This window comes from Comamonas endophytica (assembly GCF_023634805.2).
GTDB classification, from domain to species: Bacteria; Pseudomonadota; Gammaproteobacteria; order Burkholderiales; family Burkholderiaceae_C; genus Comamonas; species Comamonas endophytica.
In genome coordinates this window covers 515,998-539,096 of the sequence record NZ_CP106881.1, presented here as the reverse complement: position 1 = coordinate 539,096, position 23,099 = coordinate 515,998, and the positions used below count along the sequence as shown (strand labels likewise).

16 protein-coding genes are annotated in these 23,099 nt (G+C 69.5%); 7 read left to right on the top strand and 9 right to left on the bottom strand.

Features of this window, described 5'->3' with window-relative positions:
• Positions 1–224: 224 nt before the first annotated feature.
• Together egtD and egtB are read left to right on the top strand one after the other, a co-directional pair.
• Positions 225–1,250, top strand: a complete 1,026-nt coding sequence (gene egtD / locus M9799_RS02295; RefSeq protein ID WP_231044376.1) for an L-histidine N(alpha)-methyltransferase — start codon at positions 225–227, stop codon at positions 1,248–1,250.
• Positions 1,237–2,559 carry an ergothioneine biosynthesis protein EgtB gene (gene egtB, locus M9799_RS02290; RefSeq protein ID WP_231044377.1) on the top strand — a complete coding sequence of 441 codons (1,323 nt, stop codon included), beginning with the start codon at positions 1,237–1,239 and terminating at the stop codon, positions 2,557–2,559. The genes egtD and egtB overlap by 14 nt, the downstream gene beginning before the upstream one ends.
• Here egtB and M9799_RS02285 read toward each other — a convergent pair.
• The 3 genes from M9799_RS02285 to M9799_RS02275 are packed head-to-tail and all read right to left on the bottom strand — an operon-like array spanning position 2,556 to position 6,233.
• Positions 2,556–3,578 (bottom strand): ABC transporter ATP-binding protein, encoded by a 1,023-nt coding sequence (locus M9799_RS02285; protein WP_231044378.1) that lies wholly within the window; start codon positions 3,576–3,578, stop codon positions 2,556–2,558. The genes egtB and M9799_RS02285 overlap by 4 nt on opposite strands.
• A complete protein-coding gene (locus M9799_RS02280) occupies positions 3,575–5,197 on the bottom strand; it encodes an ABC transporter permease (protein WP_231044379.1) in 1,623 nt (540 codons plus the stop codon). Before M9799_RS02280 ends, M9799_RS02285 begins: the two co-directional genes overlap by 4 nt.
• A gap of 16 nt (positions 5,198–5,213) precedes the next feature.
• The gene (locus M9799_RS02275; protein WP_231044380.1) at positions 5,214–6,233 is read right to left on the bottom strand and encodes an extracellular solute-binding protein; all 1,020 of its coding nucleotides are present in this window, start codon (positions 6,231–6,233) and stop codon (positions 5,214–5,216) included.
• A 436-nt stretch (positions 6,234–6,669) separates the two neighbouring features.
• Between M9799_RS02275 and M9799_RS02270 the strand changes: the two genes are divergently transcribed.
• From M9799_RS02270 to M9799_RS02255, 4 genes are all read left to right on the top strand, one after another.
• Positions 6,670–8,853: a TonB-dependent receptor domain-containing protein gene (locus M9799_RS02270; RefSeq protein ID WP_231044381.1), complete on the top strand. Its 2,184-nt coding sequence runs from the start codon at positions 6,670–6,672 to the stop codon at positions 8,851–8,853.
• Between the two features lie 347 nt (positions 8,854–9,200).
• Positions 9,201–10,472, top strand: coding sequence for a tRNA adenosine(34) deaminase TadA (tadA, locus tag M9799_RS02265; RefSeq protein ID WP_231044382.1), 1,272 nt, complete (start codon positions 9,201–9,203; stop codon positions 10,470–10,472).
• A 268-nt stretch (positions 10,473–10,740) separates the two neighbouring features.
• Positions 10,741–11,721 carry an LD-carboxypeptidase gene (locus M9799_RS02260; RefSeq protein ID WP_231044487.1) on the top strand — a complete coding sequence of 327 codons (981 nt, stop codon included), beginning with the start codon at positions 10,741–10,743 and terminating at the stop codon, positions 11,719–11,721.
• Between the two features lie 116 nt (positions 11,722–11,837).
• Entirely contained in the window at positions 11,838–12,329 is a 492-nt protein-coding gene (locus M9799_RS02255; RefSeq protein ID WP_231044383.1) for a hypothetical protein, read from the top strand.
• A 119-nt stretch (positions 12,330–12,448) separates the two neighbouring features.
• On the opposite strand, the gene M9799_RS02250 is transcribed toward M9799_RS02255, so the two are convergent.
• On the bottom strand, positions 12,449–12,829 hold the full coding sequence (locus M9799_RS02250; RefSeq protein WP_231044384.1) for a hypothetical protein: 381 nt from the start codon (positions 12,827–12,829) through the stop codon (positions 12,449–12,451).
• A 97-nt stretch (positions 12,830–12,926) separates the two neighbouring features.
• Between M9799_RS02250 and M9799_RS02245 the strand changes: the two genes are divergently transcribed.
• Positions 12,927–15,449, top strand: coding sequence for a penicillin acylase family protein (locus M9799_RS02245; protein WP_231044385.1), 2,523 nt, complete (start codon positions 12,927–12,929; stop codon positions 15,447–15,449).
• Between the two features lie 159 nt (positions 15,450–15,608).
• On the opposite strand, the gene M9799_RS02240 is transcribed toward M9799_RS02245, so the two are convergent.
• The 5 genes from M9799_RS02240 to M9799_RS02220 all read right to left on the bottom strand — a co-directional run bounded on the left by M9799_RS02240 (position 15,609) and on the right by M9799_RS02220 (position 23,058).
• Positions 15,609–16,949: a TolC family outer membrane protein gene (locus M9799_RS02240; RefSeq protein WP_231044386.1), complete on the bottom strand. Its 1,341-nt coding sequence runs from the start codon at positions 16,947–16,949 to the stop codon at positions 15,609–15,611.
• A gap of 4 nt (positions 16,950–16,953) precedes the next feature.
• Entirely contained in the window at positions 16,954–18,294 is a 1,341-nt protein-coding gene (locus tag M9799_RS02235; protein ID WP_231044387.1) for an HlyD family type I secretion periplasmic adaptor subunit, read from the bottom strand.
• A gap of 31 nt (positions 18,295–18,325) precedes the next feature.
• The gene (locus M9799_RS02230; protein ID WP_231044388.1) at positions 18,326–20,074 is read right to left on the bottom strand and encodes a type I secretion system permease/ATPase; all 1,749 of its coding nucleotides are present in this window, start codon (positions 20,072–20,074) and stop codon (positions 18,326–18,328) included.
• 39 nt (positions 20,075–20,113) lie between these two features.
• Positions 20,114–21,859 (bottom strand): type I secretion system permease/ATPase, encoded by a 1,746-nt coding sequence (locus M9799_RS02225; protein WP_231044389.1) that lies wholly within the window; start codon positions 21,857–21,859, stop codon positions 20,114–20,116.
• A 275-nt stretch (positions 21,860–22,134) separates the two neighbouring features.
• Positions 22,135–23,058 (bottom strand): alpha/beta fold hydrolase, encoded by a 924-nt coding sequence (locus tag M9799_RS02220; RefSeq protein WP_231044390.1) that lies wholly within the window; start codon positions 23,056–23,058, stop codon positions 22,135–22,137.
• Positions 23,059–23,099: the final 41 nt, after the last annotated feature.

The window sequence follows — 23,099 nt, the reverse complement described above, 5'->3', positions numbered from 1 at the left end:
CGAAGAAATTTGTCCGCGGCCGGGCAGGGTGCCCCGAGGCCTGGAGCCGATGATGGCTCCAACGCCCGGGCGGGTCAATCGCGCCCCCGGTTCATGACACGCGTTTCTGTCCTACCCGTAGGTCAGGCTTGCATGGCTAGGCTGGAGGCAATCCTGCGCTGCGGGCTGGCGCCGCAAAGCCTTGCCGCAGCGCGTTTGCCGTCATCTCGAGAAGGTCGCGCACCATGCTGCTCTCCGTTGCTCCCGCCGCTGCCGAGGCCCTTGCCCCGGCAGCCCAGTCCAAGCCCGCGCTCCGCCTGGTGCCGAACCTGCCAGACCCCGCGGGCACGCCCGAGGCACTGGACGAACGCGCGGCCATTGCACAGGAGCTGGCACGCACGCCGGCGCGCATCTCCGCCAAGTACTTCTACGACCAGCGCGGCTGCGAGCTGTTCGAGGCCATCACGCGCCTGCCCGAGTACTACCCCACGCGCACCGAGAAGGCGCTGCTGATCGAGCGCGGCGCCGAGATCGCGCAAAGCGTGGGGCCCGTCACCAGCCTGATCGAGCTGGGCGCGGGCAACTGCGAGAAGGTGCGGCTGCTGCTGCCCGCGCTGCAACCCAGGTGCTTTGTCGGTGTCGATATCGCCGGGGATTTCGTGCAGGGCGCGGTCGATCAGCTGGCGCAGGAATTCCCCGGCCTGGAGGTCTGCGCCGTCGGCACCGACATCACCGCACCGGTGACGCTGCCCGCGCAGGTCGCGCCCGGCGGGCGGCTGGTGTTCTATCCGGGCTCCTCGATCGGCAACTTCAACCCCAGCGGCGCGATGACCCTGCTGCGCCAGATGCGCGCGCTGGCGGGCCAGGGCGGCGGTTTGCTGATCGGCATCGACCTGCCCAAGGCCACCGCGGTGCTGGAAGCGGCCTATGACGATGCGCAGGGCGTCACGGCCGAGTTCAATGTCAACGCGCTGCGCCATGTGAACCGGCTGCTGGGCAGCGACTTCGATACGTCGCAATGGGAGCATGTGGCCTTCTTCAACCATGCGCGTTCGCGCATCGAGATGCATCTGCAGGCGCGCGAGGCGCTGCAGGTGCGCTGGCCCGGCGGCGAACGGACGTTTGCCGCGGGCGAGCGCATCCATACCGAGAACAGCTACAAATACCCGCTGCCGCTGTTCATGCAGATGCTCACCCAGGCCGGTTTCAAGACCGCGCGCGCCTGGACGGACGACAACGACTGGTTTGCCGTGATCCATGCTCAGGCCTGAAGACCCGGGGGCGGCGCCCCAGATCCTTTCGCGCCTCGCGCAGGCATACGCGGATGTGCGCCGCGCCACCCGGGCGCTGGCCGCGCCGCTGTCGGCCGAGGATTGCTGCGTGCAGTCGATGCCCGATGCCAGCCCCGCCAAGTGGCATCTGGCGCACACCACCTGGTTCTTCGAGACCTTCGTGCTCGAGCCGCACGAGCCGGGCTTCGCGCCTTTCCACCCGGCGTTCCGCGTGCTCTACAACTCCTACTACCAGGGCGTGGGCGCGCGCCATCCGCGCGCCGAACGCGGGCTGATCACGCGCCCGGCGCTGCAGGAGGTGCTGGACTACCGCACCCAGGTCGATGCGCGCATGCAGGCGCTGCTCGCGCGCCCGCTCGATGCGCAACTGCAGGCCCTGATCGAACTCGGGCTGCAGCACGAGCAGCAGCACCAGGAACTGCTGCTGACCGATATCAAGCATCTGCTGTCCTGCAATCCGCTGGCGCCGGCCTATGCCGAGGCGGCCTATGCCGAGGCGGCCTCTGCCGAGGCGGCCTACGCCGGCGCAGCCATGCAAGACGCGCCGGCACTTGCAGCGCTGCGCTGGCTGCCGCTGGCCCCGGGCCTGCGCGCAATCGGCCACGCGGGCGAGGGCTTTGCCTTCGACAACGAAACGCCGCGGCACCGCGTCTACCTGAACGGTTGCGAGATCGCCTCGCGCCCCGTGAGCAACGCCGAATACCAGGCCTTCGTCGACAGTGGCGCCTATGCCGAGCCGGCCCATTGGCTGGCCGAAGGCTGGGACTGGCTGCAGTCGCGCGGCCGCACCGCGCCGCTGTACTGGCAGCGCAGCGAGGATGGCGGCTGGGCCGAATTCACGCTCCATGGCCTGCAGCCACTGCAGTCCGCGCAACCCGTCGTGCATCTTTCCTATTACGAAGCCGATGCCTATGCGCGCTGGGCCGGTGCACGCCTGCCCACCGAAGCCGAATGGGAATGCGCGGCGCTGGAATTTGCCGGCGAGGTGCCCGTGCAGGCGGCGGCCCGGCTGCACCCTGCGTCCATGAAAAGCGCCGATGCCGGCTTTTGCAGCGCGCCTGGCGAGGTCTGGGAATGGACCCAGTCAAGCTATGCGCCCTATCCCGGCTTTGCGCCCGCGGCCGGGGCGGTGGGCGAGTACAACGGCAAGTTCATGGTCAACCAGTATGTGCTGCGCGGCGGCTCCTGCGCCTCGCCGCCCGGGCATGTGCGGCCGAGTTACCGCAACTTCTTTCCCACGGTTGCGTGCTGGCAGTTCACCGGCCTGCGTCTCGCACGCGATCTCTAGACCGCCAGCTGAACGAACACCGTCTCCGCCGGCGCATGCACCTGCGCCAGCGTCGATTGCGCCAGCAGCCGCTCGCCGCAGGGCAGTTGCAGGCTGTAGACCAGGTGGCTGCCGCGGAACTTGCATTCCAGCACCCGGGCCGGCAAGCCCCCGGGGCCCAGGCCCAGCTGCTCGGGGCGCACCAGCACCTCGGCGCCTGCATCGTTCGGATAATGCGGCAGCGTGGCCGGCAACTGGCCCAGCACCGTCTGCCAGCCGCCGCCGGCATGGCGCGTGGCGGGCAGCAGCACGCCTTCGCCGACGAACTGCGCGACCTCGCGCGTGGCCGGCGTGCAGTAGACCTGCATGGCCGAGCCCCATTGCATCAGCCGCCCGCGCGCCATCACGCCGATATGATCGGCCATGGCAAAGGCTTCGTGCTGGTCGTGCGTCACCATCAGCGCCGTGGCCTGCGCCTGCTTGAGGATCGCGCGCACCTCGCGGGCGATGCTCTCGCGCAGGCTGGCGTCGAGGCTGGAGAAAGGCTCGTCCATCAGCAGCAGCCGCGGCCGGGGCGCCAGCGCGCGTGCCAGCGCCACGCGCTGCTGCTGGCCGCCCGAGAGCTCGTGCGGCCAGCGTTTCTGCATGCCCTGCAGGCCCACGAGTTCCAGCATCTCGGCCACGCGCGCCGGGCGTTCTCCAGCCGGCAGGCGGTGCAGCCCGAAAGCCACGTTGCCCGCCACATCGTGGTGCGGAAACAGCGCATGCTCCTGGAACACCATGCCGATGTCGCGGCGCTGCGGCGGCAGGCAATGGCCCGGCGTGGACACCTCCTGGCCCTGCAGCGCAATGCGGCCCGCGCGCACCGGCTCGAAGCCGGCGATCGCGCGCAGCAAGGTGGTCTTGCCGCAGCCCGAGGCGCCGAGCAGGCAACCGATCTCGCCGCGGGCCAGGGGCAGGCTCACATCGTGCACCACCGTGGTGTCGCCATAGCCCAGTGAAACGTTGTTGACTTCCAGCATCTCGGATCTCGCTTTCATCGGTCGGTCTGCCGCATCAGCAGCACCACGGGCAGGATGCCCACCAGCACGATGGCCAGCGCCGGCAGCGCCGCCTGGTCCCACAGCGACTCGGAGGTCAGCTGGAACACGCGCACCGCCAGCGTGTCCCAGCCGAACTGGCGCGTCATCAGCGTGATCGGCATTTCCTTCATCACATCGACCATGACCAGCAAAAAGGCCGACAGCAGGCCGGTGCGCAGCAGCGGCAGGTGCAGCCGGCGCAGCGTCTGCCATGGGCTGAGGCCCAGCGAGGCGCAGGCATCCTCCTGGCTGCGCGTGATGCGCTGCATCGCGCTGTCGGTGGAGTGGAATGCCACGGCCAGGAAGCGCGCAGTCAGCGCCAGCAGCATGGCCGCGAGACTTCCCTTGAGAACGCCCAGCGAATCGACGCCCCAGGGCGCCAGCCACGCCAACAGCAGCGCATCGAGCCAGGCAATGGGCACGAACACACCGACGGCCAGCACCACGCCGGGCAGCGCGTAGCCCAGCACCGCCAGCCGCACCGTCCAGCGCGTGAGCGCGTCGGCATGGTGCCGGCGCACCCATGCCAGCACCACGGACAGCGCAGTGGCCACGCCCGCCGTGACGAGCCCGAGCAAAAGCGTGTTGCGCGCGTAGCCCCAGTAATCGGCGTTCAGATCCGTGCGCCATACCGACAGCGCCCACAGCACGATCTGCAGCATCGGCACCGCAAAGGCCGCGGCAAACACCAGCAGGCAGACGGCACTGGCGGCCCAGCGCGCCGCGCCGCGCAGCGCCATGCGCTGCTGGCGTGCGGGCGATGCATGGAAGCGCTGCGCGCCGCGCGCGCGCTGCTCGGCCGCCACCAGCAGCAGCACGACCAGCACCAGCAGGCTGGCGAGCTGCGCCGCGGCCGCCATGTTGTGCAGGTCGAACCACGACTTGTAGAGCGCGGTGGTGAAGGTGTCGTAGTTGAAGACGGCAATCGCGCCGAAGTCGGCCAGCACCTCCATCAGCACCAGCGCCAGCCCTGCGCCAATCCACGGCCGGGCCAGCGGCAGCGCGACCTTTAAGAATGCTGCCAGGGGGCTCAGCCCCAGCGCCTGCGCCGCCTCCATGCAGCGCCGGCCCTGGGTCAGGAAGGCGCTGCGCGCGAGCAGGTAGACATAGGGATAGAAGGCCAGAACCAGCACCAGCACCAGCCCCCAGAGGCTGCCGCGGATATCGGGGAACCAGCGGCTGCTGCCGAACGCATCGCGCAGCAGCGCCTGCACCGGGCCGGCGTATTCGAACAGGCCCATCTGCACGAAGGCCAGCACATAGGCGGGGATCGCCAGCGGCAGCATCAGTGCCCAGGAAAAGAAGCGCCGCCCGGGGAATTCGCACAGCGCCGTGAGCCAGGCCAGCGGCACGCCCACGGCCAGCACCACGGCGCCGACGAGCACCAGCAGCAAGGCGGTATTGGCCAGCACGCGCGGCAGCACGTATTGCCACAGGTGTTGCCAGATGTCGGGCTGGGGCGCGAGCGCGAGGCCGAGCACGGCGGCCAGCGGCACCAGGGTCAGCAGCGCGATCGGCAGCGCCAAAAGGAAACCGCGCCAGCGATGGGCCGGCGCGGTGGAGTCTGCAAAAGACAAGGGTCAGCGACCTCGATCAGCGGTAGCCGACGCGGTCCAGCAGGCGGATGGCTTCGGCCTGGCGTGAGCCGATGTCCGCGGCGTTCAGCGGGCTTGGCGTGAACTTGCCCCAGGCCTGCACGATCGGGTCGGCCTTGGCCCGGGTGTTGATCGGGCTCTCGAAGGTGCCGTGGGTGTAGGCCGTCTGCACGCCTTCGGACGACAGCCACTCGAGCAGCTTGCGCGCGCCCTCGGGATTCTTGGCATGGGTGGTGACGCCCGCGCCCGACAGGTTGACGTGCGCGCCGCCCTGGTTCGCTCCCTGGTTGGCCCAGAACAGCTTCACGCCCTGGCCGAACTCGGGCTCGCGCGACAGGATGCGGCCGTAGTAATAGGTGTTGGCGATGCCCACGTCGCACTGGCCCGCGGCGATCGCCTTGAGCAGGCTGTTGTCGTTGGTGAACACGTCGCCCGCCAGGTTGTTCACCCAGCCGCGCGTGATGGCCTCGGCCTGCTGCACGCCATGCTTGGCGATCATCATCGCCACCAGCGACTGGGTGTAGGTCTGCTTGGAGGTACGCAGGCACAGCTTGCCCTTCCACTTCGGGTCGGCCAGGTCCTCGTAGGTGCTCAGCTGCGCGGGCTTGACGCGGTCGGCCGCGTAGAAGATCGTGCGCTCGCGCTGCGACAGGCCCCACCAGCGGTTGCCCGGGTCGCGGAAGTTGGCCGGCACATTGGCGTTGAGCATCGGCGAGTCGATCCTGCGCAGCAGGCCGCGTTCGGCGGCGTTGTGCAGGTTGCCCATGTCCACGGTGATCAGCACGTCGGCGGGCGAGCTCTTGCCTTCGGCCGCCAGGCGCTCGGACAGCGAGCCGCCGCGGTCCGTCAGCAGGTTGATCTTGACGCCGGTCTGCTGCGTGTACTGGTCGAGCGTGGGCTTGAGCAGGTTCTCGATGCGCGACGAATAGACGGTGACCGCCTGCGGCGCGGGTTGGGCCTGGGCCAGCGTGGCCACGCCGACTGCGCTCGCGCACAGGGCTTTTTTCCAGAATTTCATGTGAATCTCAGGTCGAGGAAGAAGGCGCCCCGCTGGCATGTCATGCCGCGTTCGAGGGCTGGGATGCGGACGAATGTTGGTCTGTTTGTGCGTCCGGCGTGGGAATAAGAACAATTCCCACCCGCAAATTCTAAACAGGTTGCGTGCGACTGCGGCTGAAATTCACCTGGCCGTGCAAGGTTGCGCCGCAAGGGTGGCAACGCATCGCTTCACGCATTGCGGGCTTGTGATCGTGGGTTTTTTGCCACATATTTTGTAGGCCAGAACCGCATTGAGAATGCGATCGCCTATCATTTTCGGGCTCGCCCTCACACAAAGACACATGACACAGGGGCGGTATATGCCACGCGGCCGTGCTTCACCGGCTGCGCTTCGGCAACCCCCATCCCTTCTTCCATCCCGACATCGCCGGCGCCCTTGCCGGCGAGGAGACGTCATGCCTGTCCGTTCCTGCCGCACCCTCTTGCAACCCGGTCTGTTGACCCTGCTGGCCGCCGCCTGCGCCGCCGCCAATGCCCAGACCGCCTCTGCGCCCAGCGCCGCATTGTCCGAAGTGGTGGTTTCCGCCTCGGGTTTCGAGCAGGAACTCAAGCAGGCGCCTGCCTCCATCTCCGTGGTGACGCGCAAGGAGCTGGAAACGAAGAACTACCGCGATCTCGCCGAGGCGCTGCAGGGCGTCGAAGGCATCGATGTGATGGGCGGCACGGGCAAGACCGGCGGCCTGGACATCAGCATCCGCGGCATGCCCAGCGACTACACGCTGATCCTCATCGACGGCCGGCGCCAGAACGTCGCCGGCGACGTCACGCCCAACGGCTACGGCGCGGCACTCAACAGCTTCATGCCGCCGGTGTCGGCCATCGAGCGCATCGAGGTCATCCGCGGCCCCATGTCCACGCTCTACGGCTCGGACGCGATGGGCGGCGTGGTGAACATCATCACGCGCAAGGTGGCCAGGGAGTGGGGCGGCGAAGTCAGCGTCTCGGCCGGCATTCCGCAGGACAGCGAATGGGGCAACCAGGGCCGCGCGAATTTCTACCTCAGCGGCCCGCTGAAGAACGACGTATTGGGCCTGGCCGTGCGCGGCAGCATCTACGACCGCGAGGCCTCGGACTGGGTGCTCGCTCCCGGCGCGGCCCAGCCTGCAGGAGCACGCAACCCCGCGCCGGCCGATACCCGCCAGCACAATATCGGCGCACGCCTGACGCTGGCCCCCGCACGCGGGCACGACCTGTGGCTCGATGTGGAGCAGGGCCGCACGCGCTACGACAACTCGGACGGCCGCCTGGGCAACCGCGATGCGCTGGCGCCGCGCAACCCGCCGGGCTATGCCGACACGCTGCGCTTCAACCGCGAGCAGATCGCCATCGGCCACAACGCGCACCTGGGCTTCGGCCGGCTGGAATCCAGCCTGATGCGCACCGAGACCGAAACCCTGGGCCGCACCATTCCCGGCGCGGCCGTGCCGGCCCGCGACCCGCGCATCGGCACCGCGCGCGAGCTCAGCACGACCAACGTGGTGCTGGATTCCAAGCTGATCGCGCCCATCGGCGATGCCCATCTGCTCACCTTGGGCGGCCAGTGGTGGGATGCCAAGCTCACCGACGGCCTGCTGCCGGACCGCCACGGCCAGACCATGTGGTCGCTGTTCGCCGAGGACGAGTGGCGCCTGCGCGAGGACCTGACGGCCACGCTGGGCGGCCGCTACGACCACCACGACGCGTTTGGCGGCCAGGTCAGCCCGCGTGCCTACCTGGTCTGGGATGCCAGCTCGCAGTGGACCTTCAAGGGCGGCGTGAGCCGGGGCTTTCGCGCGCCGCGCCTGAACCAGCTGATCGACGGCGTCAGCGGCGTGTCCGGCCAGGGCTCGGTGATCAACATCGGCAACCCCCATCTCAAGCCCGAAGTCAGCACCAACACCGAAATCTCGGCGCTGTTCGACAGCCTCACGGGCGTGACCGCCTCGGGTACGCTGTTCTACAACCGCGTCAAGGACAAGATCGCCAGCGGCGGCAACTGCGCCGACCAGGCCATCTCCAGCTGCGTCTTCAATCCGGCGGCCGACTACAGCATCAACGTCGACCAGGCCAAGACCTGGGGCCTGGAGCTGAGCTCCCGCGCCCAGCTGGCGCGCGACTGGAGCGTGCGCGTTGGCTACACCTGGACCGACAGCGAGGTGATCGAGGGCGGCGTGAAGACCGGCCAGCTGGCCTTCACCGCCAAGCACATCGCCACCGCCCAGGTGGACTGGAACCCCAACGCCCAGTGGCGCCTGTGGCTGCGCGGCGAATACCGCGGCCAGAGCCCGCGCTTCAATGCGCTGCCCGAGACGCTCAGCGCCGCCAACCGCGCGATCTACGACGCACTGGGCGAGCACACCAAGTCCTATGGCCTGCTGCACCTGGGCGGCAGCTACGCGCTGTCGAAGAGCGTGACGCTCAGCGCCAATGTGTTCAATCTGCTGGACAAGGATTTCCGCAGGTACCGCCTGATCAACACTACCGTCGGTGGCACCCCGTCGTCCGCGTATGTCAACGAGTATTTCCAGGGCGGCTCCTCCATCGCCGGCACCACGCCGGCGGGACGCACGCTCTGGCTGACGGCCAACGTGAAGTTCTGAGCCGGCGCGCGCCTGAATGAAGCCAGCTGGCAGTGACTGCCGGCTGGCTTTTTTGCGTGTTGCTATACCACCGCAAGGGTATGTGTTTATTTACAGAAGGAGGCTTTTATTTTTCGGGTTTTTATCCCCGCGGTGTGTGGACGGAGCTGTGGACAACTGCCCGGTGAACCCGGGAAACCCGCGCCGGCATTGGGCTCTGACGCAGTGCTTAAAAAAAAGGCAGCTCTGGAGCGGGCCGCGAGCGCGGCTGCCGGGCAGCGCTGGCGCGGCCGCTCGATGTAACAGGCGCCGTGCATTACGATCGGCCCAGCCGCTTTCCCGCGGCGCGAGCGAGCAGGAAGGAATGCATGGAATTGCACAGTGATGAAGCGGGCATGCGCGCCGCGCTGGCCGAGGCGCAGGCCGCGGGCGCGGCGGGCGAGGTGCCGGTGGGCGCGGTGGTGGTCAGGGACGGCATCGTCCTCGGCCGCGGCCGCAATGCGCCCGTGGCCTCGCACGACCCGACGGCCCATGCCGAGATCATGGCGCTGCGCGACGCCGCGCGGCAGCTGGGCAATTACCGGCTCGACGGCTGCACGCTGTATGTGACGCTCGAGCCCTGCGCGATGTGCAGCGGCGCGGCGCTGCATGCGCGCGTGGCGCGCGTGGTGTATGGCGCGGCCGAACCCAAGACCGGCGCCGCGGGGTCGGTGCTCGATCTGTTTGCGGAGACCCGTCTCAACCACCACACGCGGATCGTGCGCGGCGTGCTGGCCGGGGAGTGCAGCGCGCTGCTGGCCGGCTTCTTCCAGCAGCGCCGACGCGAAAACCAGGCCGCGGCGCGCGCCGCCCATCCGCTGCGCGACGATGCGCTGCGCACGCGCGACGCGGCTTTTGCCGAGCTGCCCGGCTATCCCTGGGTGCCGCATTACGCCAGCGACTGGCCCAGCCTGCAGGGATTGCGGCTGCACTATGTCGACGAAGGCCCGCGCGCTGCGCCGCTGACCTGGCTGTGCCTGCATGACACCGCGGGCTGGAGCTACGGGTGGCGCCATCTGCTGCCGGTCTTCCTGGCCGCGGGCCACCGGGTGCTGGCGCCGGATCTGATCGGCTTCGGCAGGAGCGACAAGCCCAAGAAGCCCGCTTTTCACACGCTGGAAAACCATCGCCGCATTCTGCTGGACCTGCTGGAGCAAGCCGATGCACAGCGCTGCGTGCTGGTGCTGCAGGGCGGGGCCGGGCCGCTGGGGCTGACGCTGCCGATGGCGGCGCCTGAACGCTTTGCGGGGGCGCTGCTGCTCGATACCTGGCTGGATGCGCAGTCCGGCGTCCGCAGTCCGGCCCAGGGCCCCGCCTACGCCGCACCCTTTCCCGATGCCGGCCATCGCGCGGCGCTGCGTGCCTTCGCCGCGATGAACGCCCCGGATCCGGCATTGGCGCGGGCAACGCGCATGTTCTGGCGCGACCAATGGCAGGGCCGGATGCTGGCCTTTGCGCGCAGGCGCGGCATGAAGGAGATGCAGATGCTCGTGGAAGGCATCCGTGGCTGCCCGCCGCCGCGCCTGCTGTCCGATGAGGAACTGGTCGAACCCGGAGCGGGCGTGGCCTTGCAGGCTGTGGAATACTTCGGGGCATCTTAGAGCGGCTTCTCCTTGTTGGGGGCGGCACCTTTGGGCAGGCTCAGGCAAACGGTGCAATACGTTCGCCCTGAGCCTGTCGAAGGGTGGGCGGCCCTACCTCAGGTGAAGGCGCTCCCAGGGTAAAGCCCCTGACCCATGTCTTACCGGAGCAGGCTGCACCGCCAGCCTGAACGCCTTGTCCTCAAAACCCGCTGTCCCCCATTCCCACGCCGACCATGTCCACGACGCCGACGGCAGCTGCTGCGATCACGCGCATGCACATGCCCATGTGCACGACGCCGACGGCGCCTGCTGTGCGCATGACCACAGTTCGGGACCGCGCCATATCTATGTCTACTCGCCCTCCAGCGCGGTCATCGACAAGCCGGCCTTCAAGCGCGGTATCGCGCGGCTGCGCGCGATGGGCCATGAAGTCGAGATCGATGCCGATGCGCTGGCGCGCGACACGCGCTTCGCGGGCGACGATGCCACGCGCCTGGCTGCCTTGCACCGCGCGGCCGCCAGCGGTGCCGATGTGGCGCTGATCTCGCGCGGCGGCTATGGCATGAGCCGCCTGCTGCCGCGCATCGACTATGCGGCCGTGGCCAAGGCCATCGACGGCGGCACCAAGTTCGTCGGCCTGAGCGACTTCACCGCGTTCCAGAGCGCGCTGCTGGCGCGCACCGGCGCCGTGAGCTGGGCCGGCCCCTCGGTGGGCGCCGACTTCGGCGAGGCGCAAGGCATCGACGACATCATGCTCGATTGCTTCGACGACCTGCTGTCGGGCCAGGGCGAGGGCAGCGGCTGGCGCATGCCCAAGGAAAAGCCGCGCGCCGATGGCACGCCGGCCGTGCCCGAGGTCTACCTGCAGGACGCGACGCTGTGGGGCGGCAACCTGGCCATGCTCGCGTCGCTGGTCGGCACGCCCTACCTGCCGGACATCAGGGACGGCATCCTGTTTCTCGAAGACGTGGGCGAGCACCCGTACCGCATCGAGCGCATGCTGAGCCAACTGCTGCACGCCGGCGTGCTGGCCCGCCAGCAGGCGGTGGTGCTCGGGCAGTTCACCGGCTGGAGGGTCACGCCGCAAGACAAGGGCTACAAGCTGCAAAGCGTCGTCGACTGGCTGCGCACGCAGATCCAGGCGCCGGTGCTCACGAACCTGCCTTTCGGCCATGTCGCCACCAAGGTGCTGCTGCCCGTGGGCGCCAAGGTTTCGCTCTCCGTGGAAGGGCGCGATGCCCTGATCTACTGGGGCCATCTGCACTGAAATCCGGGACAGGCCGGCATGCGCCTGTCCCACGCGCCGTGTAGTCATCGTCCGTCAGGATGGCCTGGGTAGAGACCCTATCGTCAGGGTTCCCAACCACTTTCTGGAGAACGACTATGGCGATGAACGACAAGGAAAAGACAGCGACGGGTGCAGGTGCCGTTCTGGGCGGCGTGGCCGGTGGTGTCGCTGGTGGCGCGGCTGCAGGTGCCGCCATCGGTGGGATGACTGGTCCCGTGGGCGCTGCCGTAGGTGCCCTGGCCGGTGCAGCCGTGGGCGCGCTGGCCGGCAAGGGCGTGGCGGATGCCGACCCCGTGGCCGAAGATGCCTACTGGCGCGACAACTACTCGAGCCGTCCATATGCCAGCGGTTCCAGCTATGACGAACTGGGCCCCGCCTACCGCTATGGCGTGGACTCCTACTCCAAGTACCAGGGCCGTTCCTTCGACGAAGTCGAGGGCGATCTGAGCCGCGACTGGGGCACTGCCCGCGGCACCTCCACGGCCGACTGGGACCGTGCACGTCCCGCAGCGCGCGATGCCTGGGACCGCCTGAGCGACCGCGTGGAACGCGCCGTTCCCGGCGATTCGGACCGCGACGGCAAGTAAATCCAGGGAGCCTGCTTGCGCAGGCGGGCACTGCCGGGGCCATGGCTTGCGGCAGAAACGACCTTTGCCAATGGGCCATCCATCGGCTGATGCCCGAAAGGGCCTGCCCGGCGGGGCCGCTACTCCAGGTAGCGGCCCTGTTCCTTTTTGCGCGCGCGCATGCCGGGTCTGAGGAAAAGATGGGTGCCGCCTTGCACTGCCAGGGGCTTGCGCGTATCTCCGGCAAGATGCGCGTCCACACGCGTTTCAAGATCGTCCAGCAAGGACTGCAGTTCCTCGCGTTCGGAGTCGGGCAGCTGTGGATGCTCCTGCAAGAAACCCTGCAGAAAACTGCGCGCATCGTCCAGCAGCGCCGCGCGCGTCGTGGCCAGCGAGTGGTAGCTGGCGTCATGCAGCCCCGGCGTTTCGGTGCCCAGCAGGTAGCAGCCTATATAGTCGCCGCGTGTCTGGCCCACTTCCGGGTCGCGGCTGATTTTTTTGAAGAAGTCGAAGGGCCACATACGGCGTGCAATGAAAAGGGTACGGCAAACCCCGCATTGTGCGCCACATGAGAACAACCGCGGTGGGCAGCCGCGTGCATCACGACAGGAGACGGCCATGTGGGGACGGGTGCTGGGAGGGGGCGCGGCAGCGCTGACGGGAATCATGCTGCTGGCGGGCGCGGCGCTGGCGGGCTATGCGATACGCACCCAGGCGCAGCTCGATGGCCGGCTTTCCGTGCATGGCCTTTCGCAGCCGGTGCAGGTGCGCCGCGATGCGGCCGACGTGACGCATGTCGCGGCGCAGTCGCCGCAGGACCTGTGGCATGCGGTGGGCTATGTGCATGCGCAGGAGCGCGGCTGGCAGCTCGAGTTCAACCGCCGCGTGATGCATGGCACGCTGTCCGAGGTGCTGGGCCCGGCGACGCTCGAGACCGACAAGCTGATGCGCGCGCTCGATATCCGCGGCGCGGCCCGGCGCCAGTACGCGGGCCTGCCGGCGCAGGCGCGCGAGGCGCTGCAGGCCTACAGCGCCGGCATCGCGGCCTTCCACATGCGGCGCCCGCAGGCGCTGACGCCGGAATTCCTGCTGCTGGGCGTGGAGCCGGGGCACGAGGGCGGGCAGCCCGGCCCGGCATGGTCGCCCGAAGACAGCGTGGGCTGGGCACTGATGATGGCACTGGATCTGGGCGGCAACTGGGGCAACGAGTTCGCGCGCCTGTCGCTGCTGCAGGGTCTGTCCACCGAACGGCTGTGGCAGCTGATGCCGCCCTATCCGGGCGAGCCGCCGGCATCGGGCACCGATCTGGCGGCGCTGTACCACGGGCTGGGCGTGTATGCGCAGGACGCGGCACCGCAGGCGGCCGCCCCCGCAGATGCACCAGGGCTCGCAGGGCTGACGGGCCACGCGCGCAGCGAATGGGCCCAGGCACTGGCCTGGCAGGCCGGCAGCAACGACGGCAAGGGCAGCAACAACTGGGTGGTTGCCGGCACGCGCAGCGCCAGTGGCAAGCCGCTGCTCGCCAACGACCCGCACCTGGGACTGAGCGTGCCGGCGATCTGGTATTACGCCCATCTGCAGGCGCCCGCGGGCCAGGCCGGCGACGGCACGCCCATCGCCGCGATCGATGCCATCGGCGCCACGCTCCCGGGCATGCCCTTCGTGGTGCTGGGCCGCACCGCGCGCGTGGCCTGGGGGTTCACCAACACCAACCCGGACGTGCAGGACCTGTACCTCGAACAGATCCATGCCCAAGATCCGGCGTTGTACCGCACGCCCGACGGCTGGGCGCCGTTTGCGCTGCGCGAGGAGACGATCCGCATCAAGGGCCGGCCCGATCTGAAGCTGCAGCTGCGCGCCACGCGCCATGGCCCGGTGCTCAGCGACGCGCAGGCCAGCCACGGCGAGGTGCTGGACCTGTCGAAACACGTGCTGGCGCTGCGCTGGACCGCGCTCGATGACGACAACCAGACCGTGCTGGCCGGCCTGCTGGCCAACCAGGCGCAGTCGGTGGCCGAACTGCAGCAGGCCTTTCGCCATTACCACGCACCCATGCAGAGCATCGTCATGGCCGATGCCGATGGCGCCATCGCCTTCAAGGCGGCGGGCCGGGTGCCGGTGCGCCACCCCGGCAACGATCTGCGCGGCGTGGCGCCCGCGCCGGGCTGGGAGGCACGCTACGACTGGCAGGGCTGGCTCATGCCCGAGCAGGCGCCGCAGGAGGATGGCGGCGCGCGCGGCTGGGTGGCCACGGCCAACCAGCGCGTGACGGCGCCGGGCTACCCGCATTTCCTGACCCAGGACTGGGCGCTGCCCTATCGCTACGAGCGCATCGGGCAGCTGCTCGAGGCGCGCGCGCTGCATGACATGGGGAGCATGGCCGCGATCCAGAACGATGTGACTTCGCTGGCCACGCAGCGGCTGCTGCCGGCGCTGCGCGCGGCCAGCGCCCAGGCCGATCACCCCCTGGCCGCGCAGGTGGCGCAGCTGCTGCAGGACTTCGATGGCCGCATGGCGGCCGATCAGGCGGCACCGCTGGTCTTTGCCGCCTGGGCCGACGAACTGGCGCGCGGCCTGATCGAGCCGCGCATCGGCCGCGCGCGTTTTGCCGCGACCTATGGCAAGCGCGATTTCCGCGCCGCCGTCGAAGGCATTCTCGCGCGCGGCGACGCGTGGTGGTGCGCGCCACATGGCTGCGCCGGCCAGTCGGCACTGGCGCTGGAGCGCGCGCTGGACCACTTGCAGGCGGCCCACGGCGCGCAGCCCGCGCGGTGGCGCTGGGGCCGCGCGCACATGGCCGAAAGCCGCCACCGGCCGCTGGGCAGCGTGCCGGCGCTGGCGCGCTTCTTCAGCGTGCAGGTGCCTTCCGCGGGCGACGGCTATACGGTCAATGTCGGGCAGTACAACGCGGGCGAGGGCGGCGGTGGCTTCGCCAACCGGCATGCGGCGTCATTGCGCGCGCTCTTCGATCTGGCCGACCCGGAGAACTCGCGCTTCATCTTCCAGACCGGGCAAAGCGGCAATGTGTTCTCGCCGCGCTATGCGGACATGCGCGATGCGTGGGCCAGGGGGGAATACCGGCCGCTGCGCAGGGAGTGGGGGCGGTGGGAGCATGAATTGGTTTTGGAGCCTGGGAGCTGAATTCGCCGGGTTTGCCACGCCCGCAACGGTGCCGATGGGGCTTCACTTGTGGTTCGGACGTTCATCCTTCGACAAGCTCCGGACGAACGACCAAAACCGTTCGTCCTGGCCCGTCGAAGGATGAAGGGCCTGACCTCGGGTTATCGCGCTCCCTCTCCCTCACCGCACCAGCCACCCGTTCACCCCCGCCACATTCCCCGCCCGGTCCTCCCCCACCAGGCTCCTGAGATTCAGCTGCCCCATCAGGTACCGGTATCTCGCCTGCGCCAGATCGCGCAGCGCCGCCATGTGCTGCTGCTCGGCCTGCAGCACGTCCAGCGTCGTGCGGGTGCCGGCCTGCAGCGACTTCTGGTTCGAATGCAGCGCCTGCTGCGCCGAGCGCACGGCCTGCTCCAGGGCGCGCACGCGCAGCACGCCTTCGGTCATGGCGCGGAATTCCTGGTGCACGCGTACGCCCAGCTCGCGGCGCGCGGCTTCCAGCGCCTCGCGCGCGCGCTCCTCGGAGGCCAGCGCCTGGCGCACCTGCGAGCTCACGACGCCGCCCGCATACAGCGGAACGTTGAGCTGCAGGCCCACCGACCGGTGCGCATGGCGCGAATGGATGCTGGTCACGCTGTCGCTCTGGCTGCGCGACCACTGCGCCACCGCATCGAGCGTGGGCAGATGCCCGGCCTCGGCCTTGCGCACTTCCAGCTGGGCGGCCTCGCGCTGCGCGCGCAGCGCCTGCAGCTCGGGACTGGCGGCCTCGGCGCGCGCGATCCAGTCCTCGAGCCGGGCGGGCTGGGGCGGCGCGGGCGCAAAGCGCTGCACGTCGAGGCCGGCAAGTACCGCCGCGCCTTGTCCCGTCAGCACCTCCAGCCGGCGCTGGGTGAATTCGACATGCTGCGCCACTTCCAGCTCCTGGGCCAGCGTCATGTCCAGGCGCGACTGCACCTCGTCGATGTCGGTGCGCGCACCGGCGCCGGCCGCAAAGCTCTTGCGCGCCGCGTCCAGCTGCGACAGGTGGCTGGCTTTCTGCACCTGCAGCAGCGCCACCTGATCGCGCGCCAGCAGCGCATCGAAATAGGCCTCGCCCACGCGCACGACCAGCGACTGTTCGTCGCGCTCGAGCAGCGCGTTGCTGTCCTCGACCTGGGCCCGCGCCTGCGCGATCTGCGCCGAAACGCCGGGGCGGTACAGCGGCTGGCGCAGGCTCAGCGCCTGGCTGCCGCTGTAGTAGTCGTTGTTCCAGCGCCGGGGCTGGCCCAGCGGATCCGTGGAACGGGTGGTGAGGTCGTTGTGGTTGCGGGTGGCGTTGAGCGCGACCTGCGGAAGGCGCTGGGACAGCGCCTGGGGCAGGCGCTCGCGTTGGGCATCGGCCTGGGCGCGCGCCGCGCGGATCGAGGCGTCATGCGCAACGGCGGCCTCGTAGGCCTGGCGCAGATCCAGCGCCAGGGCGAGGGCCGGCGCAGCCAGGCCCGCGGCAAGCAGTGCGCAGGCGCGCAGGGTAGGGACGGGCATGGGATCACTCTTCGGTCAGGGAAGCGGCAATGCGCTTGGTCAGTGGATGCAGCAGATAGGTCAGCAGCGAGCGTTCGCCGGTCTTGAAGACCACCTCCACCGGCATGCCCGGCTGCAGCTGGCGCTTGCCCAGGCGCTGCAGGCCCTCGGGGGTGACCTCGACGCGCGCCAGGTAGTAGCTGGCCAGCGTCTGCGCATCGGTGAGCAGGTCCGACGAGACCGACTGGACCCGGCCCTCGACGACCAGCTGCGGCGAATGGGCAAAGGAGGAGAAGCGCACATCGACCGGCAGTTCGGCGTGCACGCGGTCGATCAGGTGCGGCGCGACCTGGGATTCCAGCAGCAGCGGCGCGTTGAGCGGCACGATGTCCATCAGTTTCTCTCCGGGCTGCACCACGCCGCCCACGGTCTGCGCGGCCAGGCCCACGACCTGGCCGTCGGCGGGCGACTTGATGTCCATGCGCCCCAGCTCGTCGGCCAGGGCCTTGAGCTTTTCCTGCTCGGCCAGCACCTCGCGTTCGACTTCGGCCAGCTGGGTCTGAACCTCGCGGCGCTGCTCCTGCTGGCGCGAGAACGCGCGCTGGCGCAGCTCGGCCATGCTGCGCTGCGCGCGCACCGTGTTGCCCAGCAGGTCGGCCATGCCGCTGTGCGCGTCGGCCACCAGGCGCTCGAGCTCATGCTGGCGGTTGCGCGGCGCATAGCCTTCGGCCACCAGCCCGCGCAGGCTGTTCAGCTCGGTGTCCAGCGACTCCTGCTGGGACTGGCGGCTGCGCAGCATGCGCACATAGGCCTCGTACATGCCGCGCTGGCCCTGGATGCTTTCCTCGATCGACTGCAGGTCCGAGCGCAGCAGCTGGCGGCGCGTATCGAAAAGCTGTTCCTGGGTGTGCATCTGCTGGCGGATCAACGGGTCCGCCGCCGCGGCCTGCAGGTCGTCGTGGAAGACCAGGCTCTGCGCGCCCAGATGCTCGGCGGTGAGGCGCGCCTGCATGGCGCGCAGGCCCAGGTAGCGCTGGCGCGACGCCTCGTGGTTGGCGCGTGCCAGCGCGCTGTCGAGCCGGATCAGCAGCTGTCCGGCGTGCACCCGGTCGCCCTCGCGCACCACGACCTTCTCGATGATGCCCCCGCTCAGATGCTGCACCGCCTTGCGCTTGGTATCGATGGCCACCATGCCGGCGCTGGGCACGCCCTCGTCGAGCGGCGCGAACGCGGCCCACAGCAGGAAGCCGCCGAAGCCCAGCGCCAGGGTCAGGAGGCCGATGCGTCCGATGCGGCCGGCGTCCGCGGCCGCAGCGCCGGCTGCCGGGGCGGGGGCAGGGTGGGGGGTGGAAAGGGAAGGGTTCATGGCAGGGTGGCAAGAAGTGAGAGAAATGGCTTCAGAGCGTCAGCAGTTGGGCGGGGCGCGCGCTGGCCGCGGGCATGTCGCATGCCGTCTGGCGCGTCGCATCGCGCGTCGCATCGCGTGTCGCCTCGCAGGGCGCCTCGCGTTCGATGCAGCCGTGGCGCAGCGTCACCACGCGGTCGGCAACCGCCAGGATGCCGGGCCGGTGGGTCACCAGCACCACCGTGCTGCCCTGTTCGCGCAGCTCCTGCACGGCGCGCACCAGCGCGGCTTCGCCGGCGTCGTCGAGGTTGGCGTTGGGCTCGTCCAGCACCACCAACTGCGGGCGGCCGTAGAGCGCGCGCGCCAGCGCAATGCGCTGGCGCTGCCCGCCCGACAGCAGCGCGCCGGCCTCGCCCACCGGCGTTTCGTAGCCCTGCGGCATGCGCAGGATCATCTCGTGCAGCCCGGCGCTGCGCGTGGCGGCAATCACCTGCTGCGGGTCGATGTCGCCAAAGCGCGCGATGTTCTCGGCGATGGTCCCTTCGAACAGCTCGATGTCCTGGGGCAGATAGCCCAGATGGGGGCCCAGTTCGGCGCGGTTCCAGCCATGCAGCGGCCGGCCGTCGAGCAGCACCTCGCCCTCGGCCTGCGGCCATACGCCGATGATGCAGCGCGCCAGCGTCGACTTGCCCGAGCCCGACGGGCCGAGGATCGCGGTCACGGTTCCCGGCTGCAGCGCCAGGTTCACGCCCTGCAGCACCGGCCACGGGCGGCCCGGCGCTTGGGCCACGAGACCGCGCAGCTCGACCATGCCCATGGGCGCCGTGCGCTGCAGCCGCGGGTCGCGCGCCGGGTGCGCGCGCAGCAGGCCCTCCAGGCGCGTGAATGCGGCGCGCGCGCTGATGAAGCCGCGCCAGCTGCCCACCAGCTGGTCGATGGGCGCGAGCGTGCGCGTCATCAGCACGTTGGCGGCAATCATCTCGCCCGGCGACAGCTGGTGGTGGAGCACCAGCAGCGCGCCCGCGCCCAGGCCCAGGGACTGCTGCGAATAGCGGATGAACTTGCTCCAGGCCGTGATGCGGTGCGTGAGCGCCTGCGCCGCGCCCTGCAGCTGCAGCGACCTCTCGTGGCGCGCGGCCCACTGCGGGCGCAGGTTGTGCACCATGCCCATGGGCTCCAGCACCTCGACATGGCGCAGCTTGCCCTGCACGTAGGCGCGGGCTTCCGCGGCCGACTCGCTGGCGGCCTGCGCCGGCGCCACGGTCCTGCGATGCCCGAACCAGACCAGCGCTGCCTGGGCCAGCGCAAAGCACAGCGCGATGCCGCCAAGGAAGGGGTGCAGGAAGAACAGCACCGCGAGGTAGATCGGCGTCCAGGGCGCATCGAACAGCGCGAAGATGCCGTTGCCGGTGAGGAACTGGCGCAGCTGCAGCAGGTCGCCAAAAGCGCGCGGCGCGGTGTCGCCGCGCCGGCCCAGGCGGGCCTCGAAGCTGGCCTCGAAGATGCGCGCGCCGAGCAGGTTGTCCAGGCGCACGCCGCTGCGCACCAGCACCTTGGAGCGCATCCATTCGGAAAACGCCAGCACCAGGAACAGGAACAGCGTGATCAGCGACATCAGCAGCAGCGTCAGCTCGTTGCGGCTGACCATCACGCGGTCGAAGACCTGCAGCATGTACAGCGTGGGCGCCAGCAGCAGCAGATTGGCCAGCATGCTGAACAGACCAACCATCACGAATTCGCGGCGAAACGACCACAGCACCTGGGTCAGCTCGCTGCTCTGGAAGGAAGCGGTGTTTTTCATGGGGGCGGATTCCTGGAAACAGTGGGGCATGCCCGGGCGTCAGGCCGGCAAGGGCTGCAGCACCGGGCTGGGTCCGGCGCAGGGCACGCTGGCCGGGCGCACGCTCGCCGCCAGCGCGGCCAGCACCTCGGCACGCGGGCCGAAGGCCTGCTGGCGGCCGTCGCGCAGCACCAGCAGCTTGCCGGCCACGTCCAGCACGCTGCTCAAGTGGGTGATGACGACAAAGGTCGTGCCGCGCGCGCTAGCCACGGCAATGGCCTGCGCCAGCGCGGCATTGCCTTCCTCGTCGAGGCTGGAGTTCGGCTCGTCGAGCACCACCAGCGCCGGCTCGCCATAGAGCGCGCGTGCCAGTCCCAGCCGCTGGCGCTGGCCGCCCGAAAGCCGCGCGCCGCCGTCGCCCACCGGGCTGTCGTAGCCGCCAGGCAGGCCGAGGATGAATTCATGCAGGCCGACGGCCCGCGCCGCGGCTTCGACCTGCGCCGGCTGCACCGGGCCGAAGCGCGCGATGTTCTGCGCCACCGTGCCTTCGAACAGCTCCACGCCCTGGGGCAGATAGCCCAGGTGCGGGCCCAGCTCCTGCTTGTTCCAGCGGTGGAGATCGGCATCGTCGAGCCGCACCTTGCCCGACTGCGCCGGCCACAGGCCCACCAGCTGGCGCGCCAGCGTCGTCTTGCCGCTGGCCGAGGGGCCGATCACGGCCAGCACCTCTCCGGGGTTGAGCGCAAACGCGATCCCGCGCAGGATGGGCGCCGCCGCACCGGGCGCGCCCGCCACCAGCTGCTCGACCTGCAGGCGCCCGCGCGGCACCGGCAGCGCCATGCCGGGTGCGCGCTCGGGCACGGCCTGCAGCAGCTGCGCGAGCCGCTCCCAGGCATCGCGCACGTTGACCACGCCCTGCCACTGCGCGACGGCCTGCACCAGCGGCGCCAGCATGCGCCCGCCCAGGATGGAGCCGATCATCATCATGCCGCCGCCGCCGCGCAGCTGGTCGTGCAGCAGCAGCCAGCAGCCCAGGCCCAGCAGCAGCGAGCCCAGGACGTTCTGCAGCAGCCGGCCCAGGGCCTGGAAGCCTCCGGCGCTTTCCGAGGCCCGGGCCTGCAGCGCGAGAAAGCGCTGCTGGCGCTGCAGCCAGCGGCCCTGCAGATGGCGCAGCATGCCCATGGCTTCGAGCACCTCGGCATTGCGCAGGCTGGCATCGGCGTATTGCTGCGCCGCGAACGAGCTGCGGTTGGCCTCCATCAACGGCGGTTTGGTGCGCCGCTCGTTGCACCAGGCCACCGTGACCTGCAGCAGCGCGAACACCACCGCCGACCAGCCCAGCACCGGGCTGATCAGAAACAGCAGCACCATCATCAGCAGCGCGATCGGCGCCTCCATCAGCGCCAGCAGCGCCGGCGAAAACAGGAAATCGCACACCAGCCGCAGGTCCGACAGCGGCTGCGTGCTGGCGCCGCCCGCCTGCTTCAGCCGCGCGGCAAACATCGCGTCGAAGATGCGCCCGCGCATCCGCGCATCGAGCTGGCTGCCGGCGGCGCGCATGATCTCGCTGCGCGCCCACTCCAGCGTTTCCATCAGCGCGTAGGTGCCCAGCACCGCCAGGGTGAGCATCAGCAGGGTGAAGGGGTTGCGGCTGTTGACGACGCGGTCGTAGACCTCGAGCATGTAGACCGAGGGCGCCAGCACCAGCACGCTGGCCAGCACGCTGAATCCGCCCGCGCGCAGGAAACAGGGTTTCAGCGCGGCCAGCGCCGAGGCCAGTTCATTGGGAGACGTAGGAGCTTTCATGGAGCAGGGCGGGGTGCTGCGCAAGACGCGGGGAAGAAGACATCGAGGTTGCAATCGGTTTATTGATTCTAAGTATCGATTCTAATTGATCGATAGTAAATATCAATACTTTGGCCGAAATACATCAAGCGTCGCAGGTTCCCCGAAGAAAATCGCGTGTGCCAGGCAGGGCTCCAGTGCCCGGAATCCAGGACACGCATCGGCTGCCGTGCTGCCGATGAGTGGCAGGGGGCCAGACAAAGTTCCTTGCTGCGGCGCCTGCGCCGCAGCCGTTGCTAGTGCAGGAATTCCTCGATCAGCCCTGCCACGGCCTGTGGCTGGTCGTGGTGCAGCATGTGGCCCGCGTCCTCGATGCGCTGCGTGCGGCAGTCGCGCACGTGCTGCAGGCGCGCGTGATATTCATCGAGCGTGTAGCGGCCCTGGTACCACTGCGCCAGGCTGTCGCCTGCGGCCTCGACGGCCAGCGTCGGCGCGGTGATGGCGGCGTAGATGGCCAGCACCTCCTCCACGCGGAACAGGTACGGGTTGACCACCTTGTGCGCGGCGTCGCCCAGGATGTGCCAGCGCCCCTGCGCATCGGCGGCGGCCCAGTGCTGCGCCAGCCAGCGCGCCTTGTCGGCGTCCAGGCGGCAGTTGGTCCTGCGCAGCCGCTGGGCCACGCCATCGACGCTGTCGTAGGGCTTGAGGTCGAGTTCGCCACGCGCCAGCGCCTGCATTTCATCGAGCCACTGCGCATGGCGCGCGGGCGCCTCGCCGGCCGATGTCTGCGCCAGCCCGAAGCCCTCGAGATTCACCAGGCGCCGGATGCGCGCGGGCCGCACGCCCGCATAGAGCATGGCCACATTGCCGCCCATGCTGTGCCCGACAAGATCGACCGGCCGGCCCGGCGCGTAATGGTCCAGCAACTGGTCCAGGTCCGCGAGGTAGTCGACGAACGGGTAGTGGTCGACCGGCTCCCTGGGCCGCGTCAGGCCGAAGCCGCGCCAGTCGGGTGCGATGACGCTGCGCCCGGCCATGAACGCCGCGGAAAACGCATCGACGACGAACTGGTACGAGGCGCCCACATCCATCCAGCCATGCAAGAGCACCAGCGGCGCGGGCTTCCCGTCGGCTTGCGCACCCTCCCACACGCGCACGTGGTAGTCGATGCCGCGCAGCGGCAGGTGTTCGGAACGGCTGGGGCGTCGGGCGTCGTACATGGGGACATTATTTCCCGCGACCTGTGCGCCGGCAGTCGTGG